At 63.8% G+C, this 20,613-nt stretch carries 23 protein-coding genes; 7 read left to right on the forward strand and 16 right to left on the reverse strand.

The window, feature by feature from the left end; translation table 11 throughout:
* Positions 1-4: 4 nt before the first annotated feature.
* From flgH to FZF13_RS15570, 12 genes are all read right to left on the reverse strand, one after another.
* Positions 5-709, reverse strand: a complete 705-nt coding sequence (flgH, locus tag FZF13_RS15515) for a flagellar basal body L-ring protein FlgH (protein WP_024925781.1) — start codon at positions 707-709, stop codon at positions 5-7.
* A complete protein-coding gene (locus FZF13_RS15520; protein WP_024925780.1) occupies positions 706-1,383 on the reverse strand; it encodes a MotE family protein in 678 nt (225 codons plus the stop codon). Before FZF13_RS15520 ends, flgH begins: the two co-directional genes overlap by 4 nt.
* Positions 1,384-1,391: 8 nt before the next feature.
* Positions 1,392-2,642 carry a flagellar basal body P-ring protein FlgI gene (locus tag FZF13_RS15525; RefSeq protein ID WP_024925779.1) on the reverse strand — a complete coding sequence of 417 codons (1,251 nt, stop codon included), beginning with the start codon at positions 2,640-2,642 and terminating at the stop codon, positions 1,392-1,394.
* Positions 2,639-3,112, reverse strand: a complete 474-nt coding sequence (gene flgA / locus FZF13_RS15530; protein ID WP_024925778.1) for a flagellar basal body P-ring formation chaperone FlgA — start codon at positions 3,110-3,112, stop codon at positions 2,639-2,641. Before flgA ends, FZF13_RS15525 begins: the two co-directional genes overlap by 4 nt.
* A gap of 4 nt (positions 3,113-3,116) precedes the next feature.
* Positions 3,117-3,905, reverse strand: a complete 789-nt coding sequence (flgG, locus tag FZF13_RS15535; RefSeq protein WP_024925777.1) for a flagellar basal-body rod protein FlgG — start codon at positions 3,903-3,905, stop codon at positions 3,117-3,119.
* 10 nt (positions 3,906-3,915) lie between these two features.
* Positions 3,916-4,242: a flagellar hook-basal body complex protein FliE gene (gene fliE / locus FZF13_RS15540; protein ID WP_024925776.1), complete on the reverse strand. Its 327-nt coding sequence runs from the start codon at positions 4,240-4,242 to the stop codon at positions 3,916-3,918.
* Complete coding sequence (gene flgC / locus FZF13_RS15545; RefSeq protein WP_024925775.1) at positions 4,239-4,658, reverse strand: flagellar basal body rod protein FlgC; 420 nt, start codon at positions 4,656-4,658, stop codon at positions 4,239-4,241. The genes fliE and flgC overlap by 4 nt, the downstream gene beginning before the upstream one ends.
* A gap of 4 nt (positions 4,659-4,662) precedes the next feature.
* Complete coding sequence (gene flgB, locus FZF13_RS15550; RefSeq protein ID WP_024925774.1) at positions 4,663-5,040, reverse strand: flagellar basal body rod protein FlgB; 378 nt, start codon at positions 5,038-5,040, stop codon at positions 4,663-4,665.
* A gap of 86 nt (positions 5,041-5,126) precedes the next feature.
* A complete protein-coding gene (locus tag FZF13_RS15555) occupies positions 5,127-5,963 on the reverse strand; it encodes a hypothetical protein (protein WP_036254650.1) in 837 nt (278 codons plus the stop codon).
* Positions 5,950-7,350: a flagellar protein export ATPase FliI gene (gene fliI, locus FZF13_RS15560; protein ID WP_024925772.1), complete on the reverse strand. Its 1,401-nt coding sequence runs from the start codon at positions 7,348-7,350 to the stop codon at positions 5,950-5,952. Before fliI ends, FZF13_RS15555 begins: the two co-directional genes overlap by 14 nt.
* Before the next feature lie 6 nt (positions 7,351-7,356).
* Positions 7,357-8,079 carry a flagellar basal-body rod protein FlgF gene (gene flgF, locus FZF13_RS15565; protein WP_024925771.1) on the reverse strand — a complete coding sequence of 241 codons (723 nt, stop codon included), beginning with the start codon at positions 8,077-8,079 and terminating at the stop codon, positions 7,357-7,359.
* Between the two features lie 2 nt (positions 8,080-8,081).
* Entirely contained in the window at positions 8,082-9,890 is a 1,809-nt protein-coding gene (locus FZF13_RS15570) for a DUF1217 domain-containing protein (RefSeq protein ID WP_024925770.1), read from the reverse strand.
* 164 nt (positions 9,891-10,054) lie between these two features.
* Between FZF13_RS15570 and motA the strand changes: the two genes are divergently transcribed.
* The 6 genes from motA to FZF13_RS15600 are packed head-to-tail and all read left to right on the forward strand — an operon-like array spanning position 10,055 to position 14,914.
* Entirely contained in the window at positions 10,055-10,930 is an 876-nt protein-coding gene (gene motA, locus FZF13_RS15575) for a flagellar motor stator protein MotA (protein ID WP_024925769.1), read from the forward strand.
* Positions 10,931-10,964: 34 nt separating this feature from the next.
* The gene (locus FZF13_RS15580) at positions 10,965-11,900 is read left to right on the forward strand and encodes a flagellar motor switch protein FliM (RefSeq protein WP_024925768.1); all 936 of its coding nucleotides are present in this window, start codon (positions 10,965-10,967) and stop codon (positions 11,898-11,900) included.
* Between the two features lie 28 nt (positions 11,901-11,928).
* Positions 11,929-12,315 carry a flagellar motor switch protein FliN gene (gene fliN / locus FZF13_RS15585; RefSeq protein WP_024925767.1) on the forward strand — a complete coding sequence of 129 codons (387 nt, stop codon included), beginning with the start codon at positions 11,929-11,931 and terminating at the stop codon, positions 12,313-12,315.
* A 45-nt stretch (positions 12,316-12,360) separates the two neighbouring features.
* Complete coding sequence (locus FZF13_RS15590; protein WP_024925766.1) at positions 12,361-13,377, forward strand: flagellar motor switch protein FliG; 1,017 nt, start codon at positions 12,361-12,363, stop codon at positions 13,375-13,377.
* Positions 13,378-13,403: 26 nt separating this feature from the next.
* Entirely contained in the window at positions 13,404-14,486 is a 1,083-nt protein-coding gene (gene flhB, locus FZF13_RS15595) for a flagellar biosynthesis protein FlhB (protein ID WP_024925765.1), read from the forward strand.
* The gene (locus FZF13_RS15600) at positions 14,483-14,914 is read left to right on the forward strand and encodes a hypothetical protein (RefSeq protein ID WP_024925764.1); all 432 of its coding nucleotides are present in this window, start codon (positions 14,483-14,485) and stop codon (positions 14,912-14,914) included. The genes flhB and FZF13_RS15600 overlap by 4 nt, the downstream gene beginning before the upstream one ends.
* A gap of 152 nt (positions 14,915-15,066) precedes the next feature.
* Here the strand turns inward: FZF13_RS15600 and FZF13_RS15605 are convergent, their stop codons facing one another.
* From FZF13_RS15605 to FZF13_RS15620, 4 genes are all read right to left on the reverse strand, one after another.
* Complete coding sequence (locus FZF13_RS15605; RefSeq protein ID WP_024925763.1) at positions 15,067-15,834, reverse strand: helix-turn-helix transcriptional regulator; 768 nt, start codon at positions 15,832-15,834, stop codon at positions 15,067-15,069.
* Positions 15,831-16,520 carry a helix-turn-helix transcriptional regulator gene (locus tag FZF13_RS15610; RefSeq protein ID WP_425505471.1) on the reverse strand — a complete coding sequence of 230 codons (690 nt, stop codon included), beginning with the start codon at positions 16,518-16,520 and terminating at the stop codon, positions 15,831-15,833. Before FZF13_RS15610 ends, FZF13_RS15605 begins: the two co-directional genes overlap by 4 nt.
* Positions 16,521-16,914: 394 nt before the next feature.
* A complete protein-coding gene (locus FZF13_RS15615; RefSeq protein ID WP_024925761.1) occupies positions 16,915-17,946 on the reverse strand; it encodes a histone deacetylase family protein in 1,032 nt (343 codons plus the stop codon).
* 24 nt (positions 17,947-17,970) lie between these two features.
* Positions 17,971-18,543, reverse strand: coding sequence for a TetR/AcrR family transcriptional regulator (locus tag FZF13_RS15620; protein WP_244431133.1), 573 nt, complete (start codon positions 18,541-18,543; stop codon positions 17,971-17,973).
* Positions 18,544-18,882: 339 nt separating this feature from the next.
* Here FZF13_RS15620 and FZF13_RS15625 point away from each other — a divergent pair, with 339 nt between their 5' ends.
* Positions 18,883-20,568, forward strand: a complete 1,686-nt coding sequence (locus tag FZF13_RS15625; protein WP_024925759.1) for an amidohydrolase — start codon at positions 18,883-18,885, stop codon at positions 20,566-20,568.
* Positions 20,569-20,613: the final 45 nt, after the last annotated feature.

Raw genomic sequence — 20,613 nt, forward strand, 5'->3', positions numbered from 1 at the left:
GCGCCTAGAACGGCAGTACCTGGTCGAGAATTTGCTGGCCGTAACCCGGCTGCTGGACTTCCGACACGCGACCGCGGCCGCCATAGGAGATGCGGGCTTCGGCGATGCGCTCGTAGGAAATGGTGTTTTCCTGGCCAATATCGGCGGGCCGCACGATACCGGCGATGGTGAGCACGCGCATCTCGTAGTTGACGCGTACTTCCTGCGAGCCGGTGATCATCAGATTGCCGTTGGACAGCACATTGGTGACGACGGCGGCGACGTTCAGCTCGATGGTCTCCGACCGTTCGATGGCGCCGTCGGCATTGGTCTTGGTCTTCGATTCCATAGAGCCGTCGAGCTTGCCGCCTGTCTTGGCGCTATCCCACTCGGCATCGGCCTTGAGACCGAGCGAACGGCTCGCGGTGCGGCTGCGGTCGTTCTGGTTCTTGAACTTGGCGCGGTCGTTGATCTTGATCTTGACGGTCAGGATGTCGCCTGCGCGCAGCGCGCGCGGATCGGTGAACAGGCGGCTCTGGCGGTCGTCCCACAAGGAAAAACGGCGACGCGGCGCGGCAGGCGATTCCGGATATTGATAGACAGGCGCGGCCTGGCTGCGGATGCCGGACCCGACAGGCGACATGGCCGGTTCCTTGTTGACCTGGTTCAGGTCTGTCCCGCAGCCTGTGAGGCTGGCGGCAGCGAACAAAATCAAAGTTTTGCGGATCATGTCGGGTCTACCCTGCGCGCAGCGCTGCCTATGATGCCGGTGAGCGCGGCGGCCGCTTTCTTGTCCATCTCGTTCAGTATGACGCTTGCCTTGCGCGCATCGAGCTTCATCAGGATGGCGGCGGCGAGCTCGACATTGGTGCCGGCCAGCCGCTCGGCGGCGGCATCGGGCTTCATGCCGGAATAGATCTTGACGAGGCTGTCCTCGGCGCGCGCCAGGAACACTTCGCGCCGCTTCAGCCAGGCTTCATATTCGGCGCGTTTTTCCTCGAGCGCGGTGATGCGCTTGTCGACTTCGCTCTGCAACTGCTTGAGCTCGGCCGACTGCAGCGAGTAGCGGCGGTCGCGCGCGGCGTCGGCGATGTTGGAGCAGAAACGCTGCACCTCGCTTTCGTTGCTGGCGGGCGCCGTCGGCGTTGAGCCGGTGGTGAGGTTGGCTACCGCCGCCGGCTGCTTCAGCGGCAATGGCAATGGAGCCTCGGCGATCTCGGCGCGCGGCGCCTCACGGGTCAGGTTCTGCGGGGCGTCGGCCGTCGGCCCGCCGGGCAGTACCTGGCGCACGGCGTCTTCCGCGCGAACCGGTCCGAGCGACGCCAGAAGGGCGACGACGGCGCCGACGACGGCGAGGCGCGGCGGTGTGCGGCGGTGGCGGGAAGGGCGGGTCGCTTCGGTCATCGGACAGCCTATTGGAGCACGAGATCGGCCTGCAGCGCGCCGGCCGACTTGATGCCCTGCAGAATGGCGATGATGCCGTCGGGCTTGACGCCCAGGCGGTTGAGTCCGGAAACCAGCGTCTCGAGGTTCGGACCGTCGAGCACGGCGACGCGGCCGTTGGGCCGGCTGATGTCGATGGCCGTGTTTGGCTCGACCGCTGTCACGCCGCGCGAGAAGGGCTCCGGCTGGATGACGGTCGGTGCCTCGGTAATGCGCACGGTGAGCGTGCCGTGGCTGATGGCGACGCGCGAAATCTTGACCTGGTTGCCGATGACGATGGTGCCGGTGCGTTCGTCGATGACGACGCGGGCAGGCGTGTCGGCCTCGATCACGAGGTTCTCGATCTCAGCGTAGAAGCGTGCCGCCGAGACACCCTTCGGCTTCTTGACGGAAACCGTGCGGCTGTCGCGTTCAGCTGCGACCCGCGCGCCGAAGCGCTGGCGTGTGTAGTCGTTGATGACGTCGGCGATGCGGACGGCCGTCGAGAAGTCCGCGTTGTAGAGCTGCAGCGTCAGCATTGCCTGGTCGCCGAATTCCGCCTGCACTTGGCGTTCGACGATGGCGCCGTTGGGCACGCGGCCGGCGGTCGGCACGCCCTGCGTCACCTGCTGCGCCTGACCCTGCGCGGTAAAGCCGGAAACGACCACAGAGCCCTGGCCAACGGCGTAGATTTCGCCGTCCGCGGCCTTCAGCGGCGTCATGATCAGCGTGCCGCCCTGCAATGAGGTGGCGTCGCCCATCGAGGATACATTGATGTCGATGCGCGCCCCGGATTGCACGAAGGGCGGCATGTTGGCGGTGACGATGACGGCGGCGACGTTCTTGGCGCGCGCATTGGTGCCGAGCGAGGCGATGCCGAGATTTTCCAGCATGGCGCGGATCGACTGCTCGGTGAAGGGCGAATTGCGCAGCGAGTCGCCGGAACCCTGCAGGCCGATGACCAGGCCATAACCGACGAGCTGGTTGTCGCGGGCGCTTTGCAGGCGGGCGACGTCCTTGATGCGCGAGGCCACCTGGCCGGGCGGCAGCGAGCTCGGCCCGGGCGAGACCTGGAACATGCGGCTTGCCGTGTCGGGATCGTAGTTGGGATCGTCGAACTGGCCGCCTTCGCGCGTCGCCTTGGCCGCGAGCTCACGCTTGGCCTTGGCATTCAGGCCGTCGGCGAGGACGGGCTGGGCGCAAAGCAGTGCCGCAAGAGTGAAAGTGAGGCACTTCTTCATGAAGCGCTGACCCGAATGGTGCCGTCGGCCATGACCGTGCCGGTTAGCACCTTGCCGCTGTCGACATTGCGGACCTTGATCAGGTCGCCGGCGGAGCCGGGCTGCAAGGAGATGGCGGACGCGGTGATGGAGAGGCTGTCGACGACGAAGTTGATCAGGACGGGCGCGCCCTGTTCGACCAGCCAGGCATCGCGCAGCGCGGTGGCAGGAATGTAGCGACCGGGCAAAAGCGTGCGCTTGGCGATCTTGCCTTCGAGGTCGGCGGCGACGGTGACGACGCCCTGCGGCTTGCGTTTGCCGGCGCCGAGCGTGACTTCCTTCAGCGCGGCGAGGCCGATCGTTTCGCCGGGATAGATCACGCGGTTGGGGATCAGCACGACCTCGTCGGCAAAGGCCGGCGCGACGCCCATGGCCAATGCCAGAGCGAGCGCGAGACGGCGGAAATAAGGACCGAGGGCGAGCCGGATCATGATGTCACCGAATGTTCTTGGAGACGACCGCTGCCATTTCGTCGGCGGCCTGGATGACCTTGGAATTCATCTCATAGGCGCGCTGCGCAGAGATCAGGTCGGTGATCTCCTTGACCGGGTCGACGTTGGAGTTCTCGACATAGTTCTGCCGGATGGTGGCGTAACCGGGGTCGCCCGGCACGCCGACATTGGCCGGGCCGGAAGCCACGGTCTCCTGGAACAAATTGTCGCCGAGCGGCGCCAGGCCGGCCTCGTTGGCGAAGGTGGCGATGGTCAGCTGTCCGAGGTTCTGCAGATCCATCTGGCCATCGACACGCGCGAAGACCTGGCCGGTCTTGTTGATGATGAGTTCCTTGGTGTCGAGCGGCACGGTGATGGCCGGAACGATCGGCGCGCCGTCAACGGTCACCATCTGGCCGGTGGCGTTGGTGTTGAAGGTGCCGGCGCGCGTGTAGCGCGTCTGGCCATCGGCGCCTTCGATCTGGAACCAGCCTTTGCCGTCCAGCGCGAGGTCATACTCGTTGCCTGTGTTGGTGAACGTGCCCTGGATGTGGACGTTGCGCACGGCGCTGGTCTTGACGCCGAGGCCGATCGACACGCCTTCCGGCACGACCGAGGTGTTGCCACGGTCGGGAACGCCCTGGGTGCGGTCGACCTGGTAGAGAAGATCCGAGAACTCCGCCCGCGCGCGCTTGTAGCCGGTGGTGTTGATGTTGGCGATGTTGTTGGCGATGACTTCCAGATTGGTCTGCTGGGCATTCATGCCGGTGGCGGCTATGGCAAGGGCTTTCACGGATGTGTCCTCAGATGCTCATACGGCTGACTTCGAGATAGGCGGAGACGATCTTGTCGCGGATGGCGATGGTCGTCTGAAGCGCCTGCTGCGCGCCCATCACGGCGTCGACCACCTGGCGGGTGTCGACATCGCCCTTCAAGGCCTGGATGGAAGCCTGCTCGGCATGCTGCAGGGTGTTCACCGTCTTCGTGGCGGCCTGGTTGAGCGCCTCGGCGAAAGTGGATGCGACCTGGGTTCCGGTCGGGGCGGCGCCCGTTCCGGTGAGAAGGTCGGTGGAGGTTTCCGAACCGCTGTTGGCGGACTTTAGGTGGACAGCGCCGATACCGCCGATCATGACTGGTTCCTCATCAGGTCTATGGTCATCGAAATGAGATCGCGAGCCTGCTTCACTACCTGCAGGTTCGCTTCGTAGGAGCGGTTCGCCTCGGTCATGTCGGCCATCTCGATCAGCACGTTGACGTTGGGCATCTTGACGTAGCCCTTCGCGTCGGCCGCCTGGTTGCCGGGCTGGAATTCAACCGGGAAATCAGCGGGGTCGCGGGCAATGGAGTTGATCTCGACCAGCGAGCCGCCGGAAGCGCGGTCGAGTTCGGAGACGAAGGAGATGGTCTTGCGCTGATAGGGATTGGCGCCGGGCGTCGTGCCGGTGGACTGCGCGTTGGCGAGGTTTTCGGAAACGACGCGCATTCGTTCGGACTGCGCACCGAGACCGGAGGCTGCAACCTTGAGAGCGGCGGCTAGTGCGTCCATCGGATCAGCTCTTCACTGTGGTCATGAGCATGGTGTGGAAGGCCTTGACGACGGCCGTGTTCAGCTCGAAGGCGCGGCGGATTTCGCCGGCCTTCATCAGCTCGTTCTCCATCACCACCGTGTTCTTGGACGGCATCACCGGACCGGTGGGTTCCTGCGGCTTGACGGTGAAGGCGGCTTCCGTGGCGCCGCCGAGATGGCCGCTCTGCGTCGCGCTCAGGCGAACGGCGGTGCGGTCCAGCACTTTCTCGAAAGGCTCGACGTCGGTGGCGGTGTAACCGGGCGTGTTCGCATTGGCGATGTTGCCGGCAACCGAGGATTGCCTGACCGACAGCCATTGGGACTGTCGGGTCGCGAGGTCGAAGAGGTTGACAGGCTCCATGGGAATCTCCGGATCGTTAACCGGAAATTAGGACACCAGTCTTGCGCGGGCCTTACGCGTATCGGCAAGGCTCGGTGCGCGTGGTCCTATTTGGAGACTTCGATGACCCGGTCGGTGCTGGTGACCAGAACCCACTTGCCCTTGCGCTGCTCGATCGACTTGACGCGCGAGGAGTCCGGCAGGGTCGAACCGGGCTGGACGATCCAAAGCCCGGCATTGTCCTCGATCATGGCGCGTCCGTTGGCGACATGGACCAGGCGGAACGTCACTGCCTCGAGCGGATAAGGCTGTTCGTCAGCTCCCGGCGCCTGTTCCGGCGTCAGCGATTTGGTTTGCAGCGAACCGGTGAAGCCGAGGTCGAGATTGGCGTTCAGCGCGGCGAATTGAGCCGGCAATGGATCGGCGGTGCCGGCGCCGTCCGGCTGGACCATGATGCGCCCGGCATTGTGGCCGCGGCCGCCGAACTTCATTGCCTGCACGCCGAACTGATCGGGATTGAAGAAGATATACCAGGGAAACAGCGCGCACGTGAGGCCGAGCGCCACGCCGCAGGCGGCCATGATAAAATCAGTGCGCCGGGTGTCTTTCTTCATCCTCGGGGTCGGCTCGCTCGATTGCTGGGGCCGATCTCGGATGACATCGGTCCGGGCAGTCTTACGCCTGCGCGAGCTTAGATTTGGTAAATGTTGCCTGGGCTCGGGCGTAATATCGGGCGGCGCGAACAGTTCGGCCAGCGCATCGCTTCTGCCGACCTCCCGTTGAGCCTTGCCAGCCGAAGCGCGTTTGCGGCCCAATCCCGAAAGCGGGTTGGGCAGTTTGGACAACAGGCGTTTGCGGGGGCGGGCGCGCTCCTCGGCTTCTTCCGCCTGCGCCAGCATCTCGCGCAACAACGCCTCTGTTTGTTGAAGATCAATCTCCCGCATCTGCACTCTGCCTGCCTCTCAGGTGATGGGCGAGATCCGAGAAAGGATCGATCGAGGGGCCATCCTTGGGCGATTGCGTCAACGCTTCGTAGATCAACGGAACCTGGCGCACCGCCATGTCGAGCTCCGGGTCGGCGCCGCCTTGATAAGCACCCAGCAGGCGGATGTCGCGCGTGTCCTCGAAGCGCGAGATCATCGACTTCAGCTTGGTCACCAATGTGCGCTGGTCCGGCGTCCATGCCTTCGAGGCAAGGCGCGAGATGGATGCGAGCGGGTTCACCGGCGGATAGCGTCCCTGCTCGGCGATCGTGCGGTCGAGCACGACATGGCCGTCGAGAATGCCGCGCACGGAATCGGCGACCGGGTCGTTGTGATCGTCGCCGTCGACAAGCACGGAGATGATGGCGGTGATCGAACCTGTTCCCTCGAGGCCAGGTCCAGCGCGCTCAAGCAGCTTCGGCAGGTCGGTGAAGACGGAGGCAGGATAACCGCGCGCCACCGGCGGCTCGCCGGTGCCGGTTGCCACTTCGCGCAGCGCGTGCGCAAAGCGTGTGATGGAATCCAGCACCAGGAGCACGCGATGGCCCTGGTCGCGGAAATGTTCGGCAACCCGCATCGCCGTATCAGGCGCGCGGCGGCGCATCATGGCGCTTTCGTCGCTGGTCGCGACCACCGCCACGGTCTTGCGCATCGCTTCCTCGCCGATCGTGTCCTCGAGGAATTCGCGCACTTCGCGGCCGCGTTCGCCAACCAGAGCAACCACCACGGTGTCGAAAGCGTCGGCGCCGGCGAGCATGGCGAGCAGCGTCGACTTGCCGACACCAGAGCCTGCGAACACTCCCATGCGCTGGCCGAAGCAGAGCGGCGTGAAGATATCAATGACACGCACGCCGGTCGTGAAGGACGTGCCGACGCGCTGCCGCGCCATGGCGCCGGGCGTCGCATCGTGGTGTGCGCCGGTGTCCGGGCTGCGCAGCAGCGGCGGGCCGCCGTCGATGGCGCGCGCAAGCGCGTCGATGGTACGGCCGCGCCAGGACGAATGCGGCGTCACCGTCAACGGACCGCGCCGGAAGACGGCGTCGCCGATGCCGGCATCGGGGCTGCGCTCAAATGGGGCGACGACGACATCGTCGCGCCCGATATGGACGATTTCGCCTTGCCGCGAACCGCTGCGGCTCCGGTGTTCGACGACGTCGCCGAGCCGGGCGATGTCGGAAAGTCCGTTCACCTTGTAGTGCGTGGGTGAAACCTCGGCGACCAGCCCGCCCTGTTTCAACATCGCGGTGTCGTCGTCGAAACGGCGCCACACATGCTCCAGCACGGCCAGCCGGTTTTCCGGCATGCCGTCCCTTTCGGTAATGCGGATCAGGGACCGGTCGGCGGCCATGGGCGCTTACTTGGATCCCAGGGTCTTGATTGCGTCGTCGGTCGAGCTGCCGGCCTGGCGCACCATCGCCGCGACGTTCTCGAAGGCGCGCTGCACCTGGATCAGCCGCATCATCTCCATGATCGGATTGACGTTGGAATCCTCCAGAAAGCCCTGGGCGACACCGACGTCGGAGCGGTCGGTGATGGGTTCCGGCGGTTTCGGCGGCACGATGCCCGAATTGCCATAGCGGGTGAAATTCACACCTGGGTCGAAACTGAACAGGCCGATGGCGCCGACTTGGCGATCACCCTGGCGTAGCGCGCCGTCGGCACTGACCTTCGGCGGACCGCCACGAGGGTCGAGCTGGATCGGCGCGCCGCCGGCGTCGAGCACCTGGTGGCCCTCGATCGACAACAGCTCGCCATTCTCGTTCATCGAGAAACGGCCGTCGCGCGTCATTACCGTGCCGGCGGGCGTCTGGATACCGAACCAGGCGTCGCCCTGCACGGCGAAATCGAACGGACTGCCGGTTTCGCGCATGCCGCCATGCGCACCTGAAAGAAAGGTGTCGCCAGTGGAGGCGAAGGAGACCGCCTTTTGCCCGGTGCCGGAAACGACGTCCTCGAACTTCACGCCGGTGGCGCGAAAGCCGACCGTCGAGGCGTTCGCGACGTTGTCGGCGATGGTGTTGAGGCGTTTTTCCAGCGCGATCTGCGAGGAGAGGGCGACGTAGAGGCTGTCTTGCATGGTCAGAATTTCATTCGCTGCATGGTGAGCAGGAGGTCGGTCGAAATGCCTGCGGTGGTGGGCTGTGCGAACAGGACGCTGGCCGCCGAGATCTGCGGCGAGGAAGGGTTGTTCATCTCGTACATGGTGGTGAAACGGCCGATGAACTTGCCGAGCTTCTGCGGGTTGGCGAAGTCCTTGATGTTGAACTTCTGCTGGAAGAGCTGCACCTGCTTGTCGATATCGGCCTTGGCGAAGGAGTCCGGCAGACCGAAGGCCGTACGCACCACCTGGGACAGCGCCTTGTCGGCCAGAACCTCGTACCAGTTGGTCAGCGTCGGCGCCTTACGCTGGAAATAGAGCGCCAGGCGAACGCCGTCATTGGTTTTGCCGGCGTCCTCTTCCAGCGTCTGGCGCACATATTTGTCGGTCGATGGCTGCTGGGCCAGCGTGCGGGTCGTCGCCTTCTCGCCATACTGGGCGAAGTTGAAAGCGGTGACGAAGGCGACATAGGCCTTGCTGCCGGACTTGTTGGCCGGACTGTTGGGGTCGGTGATGCCGCCCTCGAGCATCTTGCGGACGGTCGCTGGCGTCTGCGTGGACGGGTCCAGGCCATAGGCGCTCAGCGCATAGTTCAGCAGGCGCTGGTTCGCCATCAGGTCGTCGATGGAGGTCAGCTTGACGACGTTGGCGTTGTAATAGGCCGTCTCGGCGGCGATGTAGTCGGAACCGGGCTTGATCATGCCCAACGAGCTCTTGGTCGAAAAGAGCTTGAGCGTGTCCTTCTGCACCGCGTCGCGGCTCGTCGTCGTGTCGCCATACTGGACGAAGTTGAAGGCGGTGACGAAGTTCGCGTAACTCTTGTCGGTCAGCTTGTTGGCGGGGCTGTTGGGATCGGTGACGCCACCCTCCAGCATGTTGCGAATGGTCTTCGGCGTTTCGACATCCACATCCAGCCCATAGGCGGCCATGGCGGCGCGCAGCAGGCGCTTGTCGGCCATCAGGTCGTCGATGGATTTCACATTGCCGATATTGGCCTTGTAGTAGTCGCTCTCGGCCTTGGTGTATTCGGCGCGGGGCACGATGGTGACCAGGCCGGTGTTGGCGATGAACTGCTTCGGCACCAGGTTCTGCACCGAGTCCTGCGCCGTCGTCTGGTCGCCCTTCTCGACGAAATTGAAGGCGGCGACGAAGTTCGCGTAGCGTTTGTCGTAGAGCTTGTTGGCCGGGCTGTTGGGGTCGGTGACGCCGCCTTCCAGCATCTGGCGGACGGTCGCCGGCGGCTCCTTCTTCGCGTCCAGTCCGAAGGCGCCCATGGCGACGTAGAGCAGCCGCGAATCCGCCATCAGGTCGTCGATCGACTTAACGTTGCCGATCTTGCCGATGTAATAGCTGACTTCGTTTTCGACGAAGTCGACGCCCTGCTGCGAGTAGGTAAGGATTACCTGAGCGTTGAAGTTCTTCGGCACATCGTTCTGCGCGCCGTTATAGGTGGTGGCGTTCGCGCCATAGCGCTTGAAATTGAAGGTCTTGGCGAAGTCGGCGTAGCGCTTGTCGGTCAGCTTGTTGGCGAAGGAGTCGGGGCTGTCGACACCCTCGGTCAGCACCTTCTTCATGAACGCCTTGGCATAGGACATGTCCTCGAGGCCGAAGGCCTTCATGGCATATTTGAACAGCCGGTCGTTCTTGAGAAAATCGTCGATCGACTTCACCTTGCCGATGTTGTCGAGATAGTACTTCGTCTCGCGCGAGACGACGACCTGCTTGCTGGTTCGGTCGAGCGACTTGTTCAGGTCTCTCGTGATCAGTTGATAATCCAGATACGTCGTCACGCACGCCTCCCGCTGAAGCAGTTCGTGCTAAAGTAGCTCAGGTTCCTTGCGCGAAGCTGAATCGGATCGCTTAAAACCTAAGCGAGGTCGGCCACGGCGATTCAAGCCTCACACAAGGCACGGCGTCTATTTCCTGATGCAGTTGAATTGCGGAAGGACCGGCAGTGGGCATTCTGATCGGCTTGGTGGTGACGCTTGGTTGCGTCCTTGGCGGCTTCATGGCCATGGGTGGGCACATCCAGGTGCTGATCCAGCCGTGGGAAGCGGTGATCATCTGCGGTGCGGCGCTGGGGTGTTTCCTGGTCGCCAATCCGATGAAGACGGTGAAGGACACCGGTAAAGGCATCATGGAAGCCTTCAAGCAGTCGGTGCCGAAGGAACGGGACTATCTCGAAACCCTCGGCGTGCTGCATTCGCTGATGCGCGAGCTGCGCTCCAAGTCGCGCTCCGAGGTCGAGGCGCATATCGACAATCCCGAAGAGTCGCCGATCTTCCAGGCGTTTCCGACCGTGCTCAAGAACCACGACCTGACGCATTTCATCTGCGACTATTGCCGCATCATCATCATCGGCAATGCCCGTCCGTTCGAGATCGAAGCGCTGATGGACGAGGAAATCCAGACCATCAAGGCGGACAAGCTGAAGCCTTATCACGCGATGGTTGCCGTGGGCGACGGCCTGCCGGCGCTCGGCATCGTCGCGGCGGTGCTCGGCGTCGTCAAGGCGATGGGCGCGCTCGACCAGTCGCCGGAGATCCTCGGCGGCCTGATCGGCGCCGCCCTGGTCGGCACTTTCCTCGGCATCTTCCTTTCCTATGCGGTGGTCGGTCCTATCGCCACCAAGATCAAGATGGTGCGCGAGAAGAAGAACAGGCTCTACATCATCGTGAAGCAGACCCTGCTCGCCTACATGAACGGCTCGCTGCCGCAGGTCGCCATCGAGTTCGGCCGCAAGACGATCTCGTCCTATGACCGCCCCTCGATCGACGCGGTCGAACAGAGCACGATGAGCACCGGCTCCGCCGACAAGAAGGCGGCGTGAGCATGGCATTCGAAGGCAGGGGCGGGACGGCGTCATGAGCGGCCTGGCCACAATGGAAGACAGCCGCGCGCTGATCATCGAGCGCCTGGTCGGCGACAGTGGCGAGGCGTCGCATGTCATTGGCGCCGGCCGTTCGCTGGCCGAGCGTGTCGTATCCCCGCTGCAGAAGCGTCTCTCGGGCGAGATCGGCGCGCAGGTAACGATCGATCTGAGGGCGGTCGAAGTGTCGCGCACCACCGAGGCGCGCGAACAGGCCGGCGACAATTTCGCGATGACCGTGGTGTCCTCGCCGGTGTCGTCGGATGCGCTGACCCTGGTGATGGACGCGCGGGCGGTGGCGGTGATGATCTGCGCGCTGTTCGGCGGCGACCCTGACCAGGCCGTCACGCCGATCCAGCGCGACCTCTCGCCGCTCGAGGCGGATGTCGCGACCTTGGTGTTCGAAGAGATAGCGCAGATCCTCAACGGTTCGGGCAAACGGTCGCTGGACCTTCGCCTGCCGGTGCCGCGCGCGATGTCCGGCCACGAGGCGCGCCGCCGCGTGTTGCGCGACGGCGCTGCCGTGCGCATCATCTTCGGCCTGTCGACGCCGACCGAAAGCGGCACGATCACCGTCATGATCCCGCAGCGCGTGCTTCTGGTGCAGCGCAACGGTCCCGGCGCAGCTGGCGAGGAAGAGGGCTCGGAGACCGACTGGCACGAGCGTTTCTCGGAAGAGGTCAAGCGTTCGGCGGTCACGCTCGAGGCGACGATGCCGCTTGCCAGGATGACGCTCGGCGATCTCGCCCTGCTGCAGGCCGGCCAGGTGCTGGAAATCGAGGAAAACGCGCAGGGGCGCGCCAGGCTGTCGGCGCGCAACAAGACCCTGTTCGTTTGCGAATTCGGCAAGCTTGGACAGAACTACACGGTCCGCATCAATCAGCCATACGATGCCGGGCAGGATTTCATCGACGGGTTGATGCCCGGCTGAGCCGGCAGCTGCTTCTTGGAGACGACGCATGAACAAGACCAACAACGAAACCGATCTCGACGCTCCGGACGACCAGCTCAACCGCGCCATCGAGGAACTGCGCGGCGTGTTGCAGGAGGAAGAGCAGCGCGTCGGCGGTCCGGCGCGGGATGCGTCCGCCGCCAACCCCGGCGTCATCCTCAACATCCCGGTCGACGTGCAGATCGTGCTGGGCAGCGCCGAAATGCAGGTCTCGGACCTGATGGCGCTGCAGAAGGGTTCGACCGTGGCGCTCAACCGCCGTATCGGCGAGCCGGTCGACGTGGTGGTGAATGGCCGCCGCATCGCGCGCGGCGAAATCACCGTTCTGGAAAACGATCCGTCGCGCTTCGGCATCCGGCTGACCGAGATCGTCACCGCCACCAAGGCTGGTTGACAAAATGACGGCGGGGGCCTCCATGCGATCGGGGAATGAGACGAGATGAGCACGATGCTGACGCTGTCGCGTGCGCAGAAGGCTGCCGCCATTCTGGTTGCCATGGGCAAGCCCTCGGCGAGCCGTCTGCTGAAGTTCTTCAAGCAGGAAGAGCTGAAGGCGCTGATCGAAGCCGCGCGTCTGTTGCGCACCATCCCGCAGGCCGATCTGGAACGCGTCGTCGCGGAGTTCGAGGCCGAGTTCACCGAGGGTGCCGGCCTACTCGATTCCGCCGACAAGATGGACACGATTCTCAACGAATCGCTGTCGCCCGAAGAAGTCGACGCCATCATGAGCGGCAAGAAGGCGGAAGCCGAGCCGTCCGGCCCGCCGCCGATCTGGCCGCAACTGGAAAAGCTGGAACCCCAGCGGCTTGGCACCTTCCTGGCCGGCGAACACCCGCAGACCGCCGCGATGGTGTTGTCGATGCTGTCGCCGCAGCCGGCATCCGCCGTGCTGCTTATCCTCGACAAGCCGCTGCGCAGCGAAATCCTGCGCCGCATGGTAACGATGACGGTGGTGCCGGAAACGGCGACTCGGATCATCGAGAACCAGTTGCGCGCTCGCGTGCTTGCCGAAACCGCTTCGAGAGACACCACCGCCGGCCAGATCCGCGTCGCCAGCCTGCTCAACGAGATGGACAAGACCCAGCTTGACGAGACGATGCAGGACCTGGAGGCAGCAGGCACCCCTGACCTGGACGGGGTGAAGGCGCGCATCTTCAACTTCGACGACCTGCCGCTGCTCACCCAGAAGGCACGCGTTCTGGTGTTCGACGGCCTGTCCAGCGAAGTGGTGACGCTGGCGCTGCGCGGGGCGCCGCCGGCGCTCACCGAGGCGGTGCTGTCGTCGATCGGCCAGCGCTCGCGGCGCATGATCGAGGCGGAGCTCAGCCAGGGCTCGGAAGGCATTCCGCTGGCCGATATCATGGGCGCCCGCAAGACGATCGCGGCGACCACGGTGCGTCTCGCGCGCGAAGGAGCCTACGAGCTGCCGTCCGCGCCGAGCGCAGACGCCGCCTGATCGCGCCTTGACGGGTCGGGCGCGACATGGCTGACGGCGAGGACAAGGACTCCAAAACCGAGGAAGCCACAGAGAAGAAGATTCGCGACACCGTCGAGAAGGGCAAGCTGCCCCACTCGAAGGAAGCCGCGATCCTCACCTCCTTCGTCGCCATCCTGGTCTTCACCGTGTTCTACGCGCGCGAAGCCGTTCTCAGCCTCAGCGTATTCCTCTCATCGTTTCTCGAACGGCCGGAATCCTGGCCGATGGACACCGAGACGGACGTCATCCAGCTCTACAGCATGGTGCTGGCCGAGATCGGCCGCGCCGTGGTCAGCCTGCTCGTGCTCCTGGTGGTCGCGGGCATCGGGGCTTCGATCTTCCAGAACCTGCCGCAATTCGTCGGCGAGCGCATCCGGCCGCAATGGTCGCGCATCTCGCTCTTCCAGGGCTGGAAGCGGATGTTCGGCGTGCAGGGGTTCGTCGAGTTTCTGAAATCGCTGGCCAAGGTCGGTTTCGCCATCACGGTGCTGTTCTTCGCGCTTTCGCAAACGCATCGCCAGTTGCTCAACGGCATGATCACCAGCCCGGTCGAATTCGTGCAGGTCATCCGCTCGATCGCCGTGCAGATCCTCGTTGCCATCGTCTTCGTCATGGCGGTGATCGCGTCTGCCGACTTCGTCTGGTCACGCTTCCACTGGAAGCGCGATCTCAGGATGAGCAAGCAGGAAGTGAAGGACGAGTTGAAGCAGTCGGAAGGCGACCCCATCGTCAAGTCGCGGCTGCGTTCGCTGGCGCGCGACCGGGCAAGACGGCGCATGATGACGGCGGTGCCCAACGCCACTTTGGTCATCGCCAACCCGACGCACTTCTCGATTGCGTTGCGATATGTGCGCGATCAGGACGCCGCGCCGGTTGTGCTGGCCAAGGGCCAGGATCTCGTGGCGCTGCGTATTCGCGAGATCGCCAAGGAGCACAATATTCCGATTTTCGAGGACGTTGCTTTGGCTCGCTCCATGTACAAGCAAGTTTCGGTTGATAGCGTCATCCCATCACAATTTTACCAAGCAGTCGCCGAGTTGGTACGGGTGGTTTACTCAAACAAGGCGGAGCGCCGACGGGTCACATGAATCGACAGCCGCACACACTTTCGCGTGAAATCATCGTCGCCCGCGCCATCGAGCAGGTCGTGTCGGAGCTTCGGCTGATCGATGTCGCCGACTATATCGCCTTCATCCGGCTGGAGCATTTCGCCTGCCTGTCGGACCTGGTGGATTCGGCGTCGGAACTCTTCTTCATGCCGGGTACGCTGCGGCTGGGCCATGGTGGCGAGGTGCATGTCGACTGGAGCGGCTGGCCGCGCATCGTGCTCGACCTGGAGCTCAGGCCACGCGGCGCAACGGTCTATTTCCAGCTTACGCTGACCGAGAACGAGGCTTCGGTCGTGCTCAACTATGTCTCATTCGAAAAACCGGACGAAGACCCGGAGCGCAACACCGAACTGCTGGAAGCCCTGCTCGAAGATGCCCGCATCCGCCGTCCCGAGGCGATCGGTTAGAGCGCCGCGCGTCCAATTGGACGCGCAAAGGACACTCTAACACTCTTTATCTGCTGCATCGTGCCTACCGAAAATCGATTCCGATTTTCTGGCCGATGCAGTAGGCGACCGCCGGCAACAGGCAGCCCAAGCCGCTTTCTTGTCCGTCTTTGCTAGTCGATGAGCCCGAGGCGCAAGGCCTTGGCGACCGCCTGGGTGCGGTTCACTGCGTCCAGCTTCTGCGCCGACTGGGTCAGATACTGGTTGGCAGTGTGTACCGACAGTTTCAGCAGCCGGGCGATCTCTTCGCTGGTATAGCCATTGGCGGTGAGCTTCAGGCATTCCAGCTCGCGTTTCGACATAGCGCGGGCTCGCCCGGTTTCGCCGGGCCGGATCCGCGCCACGGCGTTGAACAGTGAAAAACACCGGGCGTGAATGTCGTAGACGGCGTTGCCGGACAGGGTCATGGCGGCGCCGAAGAACACCACCAGTCCGCACTGGCCGTGGTCGGCATGGACCGGGAAGGCGATGCCGGTGGTGCCGGGAACGAGCGGCGTCGTCCGCTCCACCCAGGTGAGGTCGCGCAACGCGCCTCCGCTTTCGGCCTGGCTGTCGTCACACCACCAGCGCGGGCCGGTCGATTGACGCGTGTGCTGGACGATCTCTTCGCCAGCCGGATCGGAGACCATCCGTGTCGCCTGGGCGACGCTTGGATAGTCGGAATCGAAGCAGGCCACCAGCCGCGCACGCTCGGCGGCGGGGGCGACGAAAAAGAGCCCGAAAGCCTCGGCGTTGATATCCATCGCGATCCAGCGGCAGCGGCGCACGGCATCGGGAATGGTGACGGCCTGCAACTCGGAACCGCCGACGAAGCCGCCGAAGGGGTTGGAATGGGAGCCGAAAGCGTGCTCGGCGGTCGCGCTGGCATGAGCCCGTGTCAAATGATGCCACTCCTGATCGCTGTTGCGATGGCCATCGCGCGGTTGGAGGCCGAGAACTTCTGGATGGCGTGGGTGATGTAGCTGTTGACCGTGTTGGCCGAGACGCCGAGGATTACCGCGACCTCCTCGGTGGTCTTGCCTTCCGACACCCAGAACAGGCATTCGCGCTCGCGGTCGGAAAGCGGGTCCTGCACCGCCGCCGCTGCCAGAAGCTGCGAAACCTGCGACAGAGCGTAGCAGCATTTCAGCTGCGCGCGATTGAGCGCCGCCGGATCGATCCGGTCTGTCTCGGCGGCGGAAAACAGCACGAAGAGGCGTTGCCGGCCGACATCCAGGCGCAGCGAATAAAGCTCGGCATGGCCGAGCACGTCGAGCAGCCTCGCTTCCTCGCCGCTGAGCAGGCCGCTCGCGGTGTCGGCATGGGCGGTGACCAGGGGCTGGGCGCGGGTGCCGGGTGCCGCCGTCAGCGGTCCGTGGGCGAGGCTGGCGATCAGGCGCTTGCCGATCAGTTCGATCGCGTCATAGAGCCAGTTGGAGGCGACGATGCGGGCATCGTTGCGTTCCTGTTCGTGAACGATGGCGACCAGCATATAGCTGTCGGCGCCGATCTCGTCGGCGAGCTGGGTGAGGAAGCCGGTCAGGTCCGCCCGGGAGGAGAGGCGAATTCCGACTGCATCCGATGTCAAAGGCGCTGCGAAGGCTGTCATAGTCTTGAGGCCAGAATCCATCTTTCTTGCCCGGCGCTGTTTTCATCAGCCCCGGACGCGGATACGCGTCACAATTACCTTAAACTCACTCCGGGCACGAAAAGGCGCCCGATCGGACGAATCCGTCAGGGGAACGCGAAACCAATCGCGCCTTGCGCCGGAAAACACCGGAACATCAGGACTTTAGATGGTTCGCCGCGCCCCCGCGGAACGGCTGATTCGGGTTTAATTTAGCCTCTGCTGAATCCAACTTCAAACAGGATTTGACAGATTTGGATTCAGCGGACTCACAAATGCGACTCACCCGCGCATTTGCTGGGTTTTGCCATGCGCAACGCCTCGCCGATCGATGCCGGCGAGGCGCCGCATTGCGTCAGCGGCCCTCGAAGCCGGTCAGCACGCCGACGGCGTTGACGCCGATCTCGTCGACGGCATAACCACCTTCCATGACGAACAGTGTCGGTAGGTTCAGCCTGGCGATGCGGGCGCCGATCTTCGGATAGTCGCCGCTCTTCAGCTTGAACTGGCTGATCGGGTCCTTTTCGAAAGTGTCGACGCCCAGCGAGACGACGACGACATCGGGTGCGTAGGCGGCGAGCTTGGCGCAGGCGTCTTCCAGCGCGGCGTTCCAGGCTTCCCAGGTCGTGCCGAAGGGAAGCGGGTAGTTGATGTTGAAGCCTTCGCCGGCGCCCTCGCCATCTTCGTCGGCATGGCCGAGGAAATAGGGGTACTCGACCATCGGATCGCCATGCAGGTTCAGCACCTGAACGTCTGCCCTGGCATAGAAGATTTCCTGCGTGCCGTTGCCGTGGTGGTAGTCGACATCGAGGATGGCGATGCGTTTGGCGCCCTGGTCGAGGAACCATTGCGCGGCGACTGCCGCGTTGTTGATGTAGCAATAGCCGCCCATGAAGCCGGCGCCGGCATGGTGGCCGGGCGGACGGCACAAGGCGAAGGCGGCGCGCTCGCCGTTCTTGACCAGCTTGGCGCCGGTCATGACGACGTCATAGGACGATTTGATCGCTTCCCAAGTGCCCTTCACGAAAGGTGCGCCGGCGTCGAAGGAATAATGGCCGAGCTTGCCGTCGAGCGTAGCCGGCACCACGTCGCCGCGCAGGCCGCGCGTCGGCCAGGTGTAAGGGATGGCCGAGCCGGAACGTCCAAGCGCCTCCCACTCCGGATAGACGGTCGGCAGGAAGTCGATGTAGTCGGCCTTGTGCACGCGCTTGGCGGCGGCGAGGTCGTGAACCTCCGGCGCCAGGATCGGCCCCAGCTTCTCGCTCTCGACCCGTGCCTTGATGATTTCGGCCCGGGACGGTTTCTCGAAGCCAGGCATGATCGCTCCCGACATCAGTTCCATCGTGCCGGCGTGGCCGGCATGGAGCGGCGAATAGACAGTCTTCATAAGGTTCCTTCCCTGGAATGGTTTTTAGTCGAGATCGAGATAGGGTGTGACCAGAGCGAGCCACATGATTTCCACGTCGTCCTGGATGAGATCGAAGGCCTTGCGGTCTCTCTTCAGGCCGACCAGCCGGCATACGTGCCCGACTTCCATCATCAAGACGCCCAGCCGGCCGGCGACCTCGTCCTTGAGGGCGGGGTTCACATGCTGCAGCCAGGCGGCGTAGAGGGCGATAATCCGCTCGTCATATTCGTTCTGGATCGGCCTCAGCTCGGCATTGCCGGTGATGGCCTCGATGACCGGCATCAGGCTGGCGTTGTCGAGATAAAGCCTGGACGTGTCGATGAAGAGTTCGCGCACCTCCCGCCGGAAGGCGTCGCGGTCGGTCGGTCGTGGTGCCTCGATGCGTTTTGCGATCACTTCCGGAAACGCGCCCAGCCAGCGCCGTGCGAGATCCAGAAGAATAGCTTCCTTGTTGGGATAATATTGGTAGACCGAGCCGACCGACAAACCGGCGCGCTGCGCAATGGCAAGCGTCGTCGGTGTCTTGGTTCCCTGTTCTCGCGTCAAGATCAGCGCAGCATCGAGAATCCTGTCCACGACTTTGCTCGACCGCTCCTGCCGCGGCTGCTTGCGGGGCTCGAGCGCAATCCTGGTTTTCCGTTTGAGATCGCGATTCACTGCTCGAATCCCCCATCCTCCGCTAGCTCTCACCACACGCGAAGGGTGCTGTCCACAATGCATTCCAAAAACCGCGTATTGACAAACGCGAATAATTAGTCGCATTTTTTCATCACGCTGTCTTTAGGGAAACCAGGGGAATTCCGAGGGCGGCGGACTGGCATCAGCTTTCCGTCTCACAACGTCGTTCCAGCGGAGCGGTCGGTCGTGGAACAGTAGGCTGGGCAGTCTAGGTCAGTCACAAAGCGCGGAGCTGCGATGTCTGTCACGGGTACGGTTCGTCAAGCCGATCTGATCGTCTTCAATGGTCGTGTCCTGACCATGGATGACGATCTGCCAGCCGCCGAAGCCGTTGCCGTGAAGGATGGCGCTATCCTTGCCGTCGGCAGCCGCGCTGCCATCGAGGCGCTCAAGGGGCCGGCCACGAAAGTCATCGACGCCAAGGGCGGTTCGGTGATCCCCGGTTTCATCGAAGCGCATATGCATCTCTTTTCCGGCGCCGCCGAACTGGCGCATCTGCAGCTCATCGGCGTGCACGGGTTCGACGCGTTGCGTGACGCGGTCCGTGCCTATGCGGCCAAGCGCCCCGATGCGCCGATGCTGGTCGCGCAGTCGGCCGATTACACCATTCTCGGCGATGAACGCGTCACCCGGCATCATCTCGACGCAATCCTGCCCGACCGGCCGTTCTGCATGGCCGCGCCCGACCACCATACGATGTGGGCCAACACCAAGGCGCTTGAAGCCGCCGGCGTGCTGCATGGCCGCGCGCTCGGACCCGGCAACGAGATCGTCATGGGCGAGGACGGGCTAGCCGAGGGCGAATTGCGCGAAGGCGAGGCCTTTGGCCCGGTGCTGGCGCTGGCCGACGAGGAACGCGTGCGGCTCGGCCTGTCGACCGGCGGCGAGCCCGATCCCGCGCCGACGCCCGCGCAGCGCGCCGCCGACCGCGACATCATGCGGCGCGGCCTTGCCTGGTGCGCCGAACACGGCATCACCTCGATCCAGAACATGGATGGCAATCTCTACCAGCTCGAACTGCTGGCCGAGATCGAGGCCGAGGAAGGGCTCTCCTGTCGTGTCAAGATGCCCTTCCATTTCAAGAATTTCATGAAGCTCGAGATGCTGGAAAAGGCGTCGACAATGGCCACGCGATACGACAGCGAATGGCTGTCGTCGCGCATGGTCAAGGTTTTCTACGACGGCGTGCTGGACTCCTGGACCGCCGTGATGGTCGAGCCCTACGCCGATCGTCTCGACTGGGTCGGCGAACCGCTGTTCACGCCGGCCGAGTTCAAGGAACTGGCCGTCGCCATCGATGCGCGTGGATTGCAGATCGCGGTGCATGCGATCGGGGATGGCGCGGTCAATGCCGTGCTCGACGGCTACGAAGCCGCCGCCAAGGCCAATGGCAAGCGCGACAGCCGCCACCGCATCGAGCATATCGAGGTGGTCGCGCCGACGGACGTGCCGCGTTTCTCCGAACTCGGCGTCATTGCCTCAATGCAGCCTCCGCATCCTCCGGGCGCGATGGATTTCCCGCTGGAGCCGACCGTGTCGCGCATCGGCAAGGCGCGCTGGCCGCTGAGCTATGCCTGGCGCACGCTGAAGAGCGCCGGCGCCCATGTCGTGTTTGCTTCCGACTGGCCGGTCGCCTCGATCGATCCGATCCGTGGCATGCAGGCGGCGATGCTGCGCAAGCCGTGGGCCGAAGGCGACCCGGACCAGAGTTTCTCGCTGATGGAATCGCTTGCGGCCTACACGGTCGAGGGCGCCCATGCCGAGTTCACGGAGCACCGAAAGGGCAGGCTGAAGGAAGGCTTCATGGCCGACCTTGTGGTGCTCTCGCACGATATCGAAGCGGTGGAACCGCGCCAGCTGCACGAGGTGCGGCCGGCGGTCACCATCTGCGGAGGTAAGGTCACCTATCAGGTCGCAAGCTGAACATTCGTTTCGCTTCCTGAACTGGTATTCAATGCGATTGTTGCC

The sequence above is a fragment of the Mesorhizobium terrae genome (assembly GCF_008727715.1).
Lineage (GTDB): Bacteria > Pseudomonadota > Alphaproteobacteria > Rhizobiales > Rhizobiaceae > Mesorhizobium > Mesorhizobium terrae.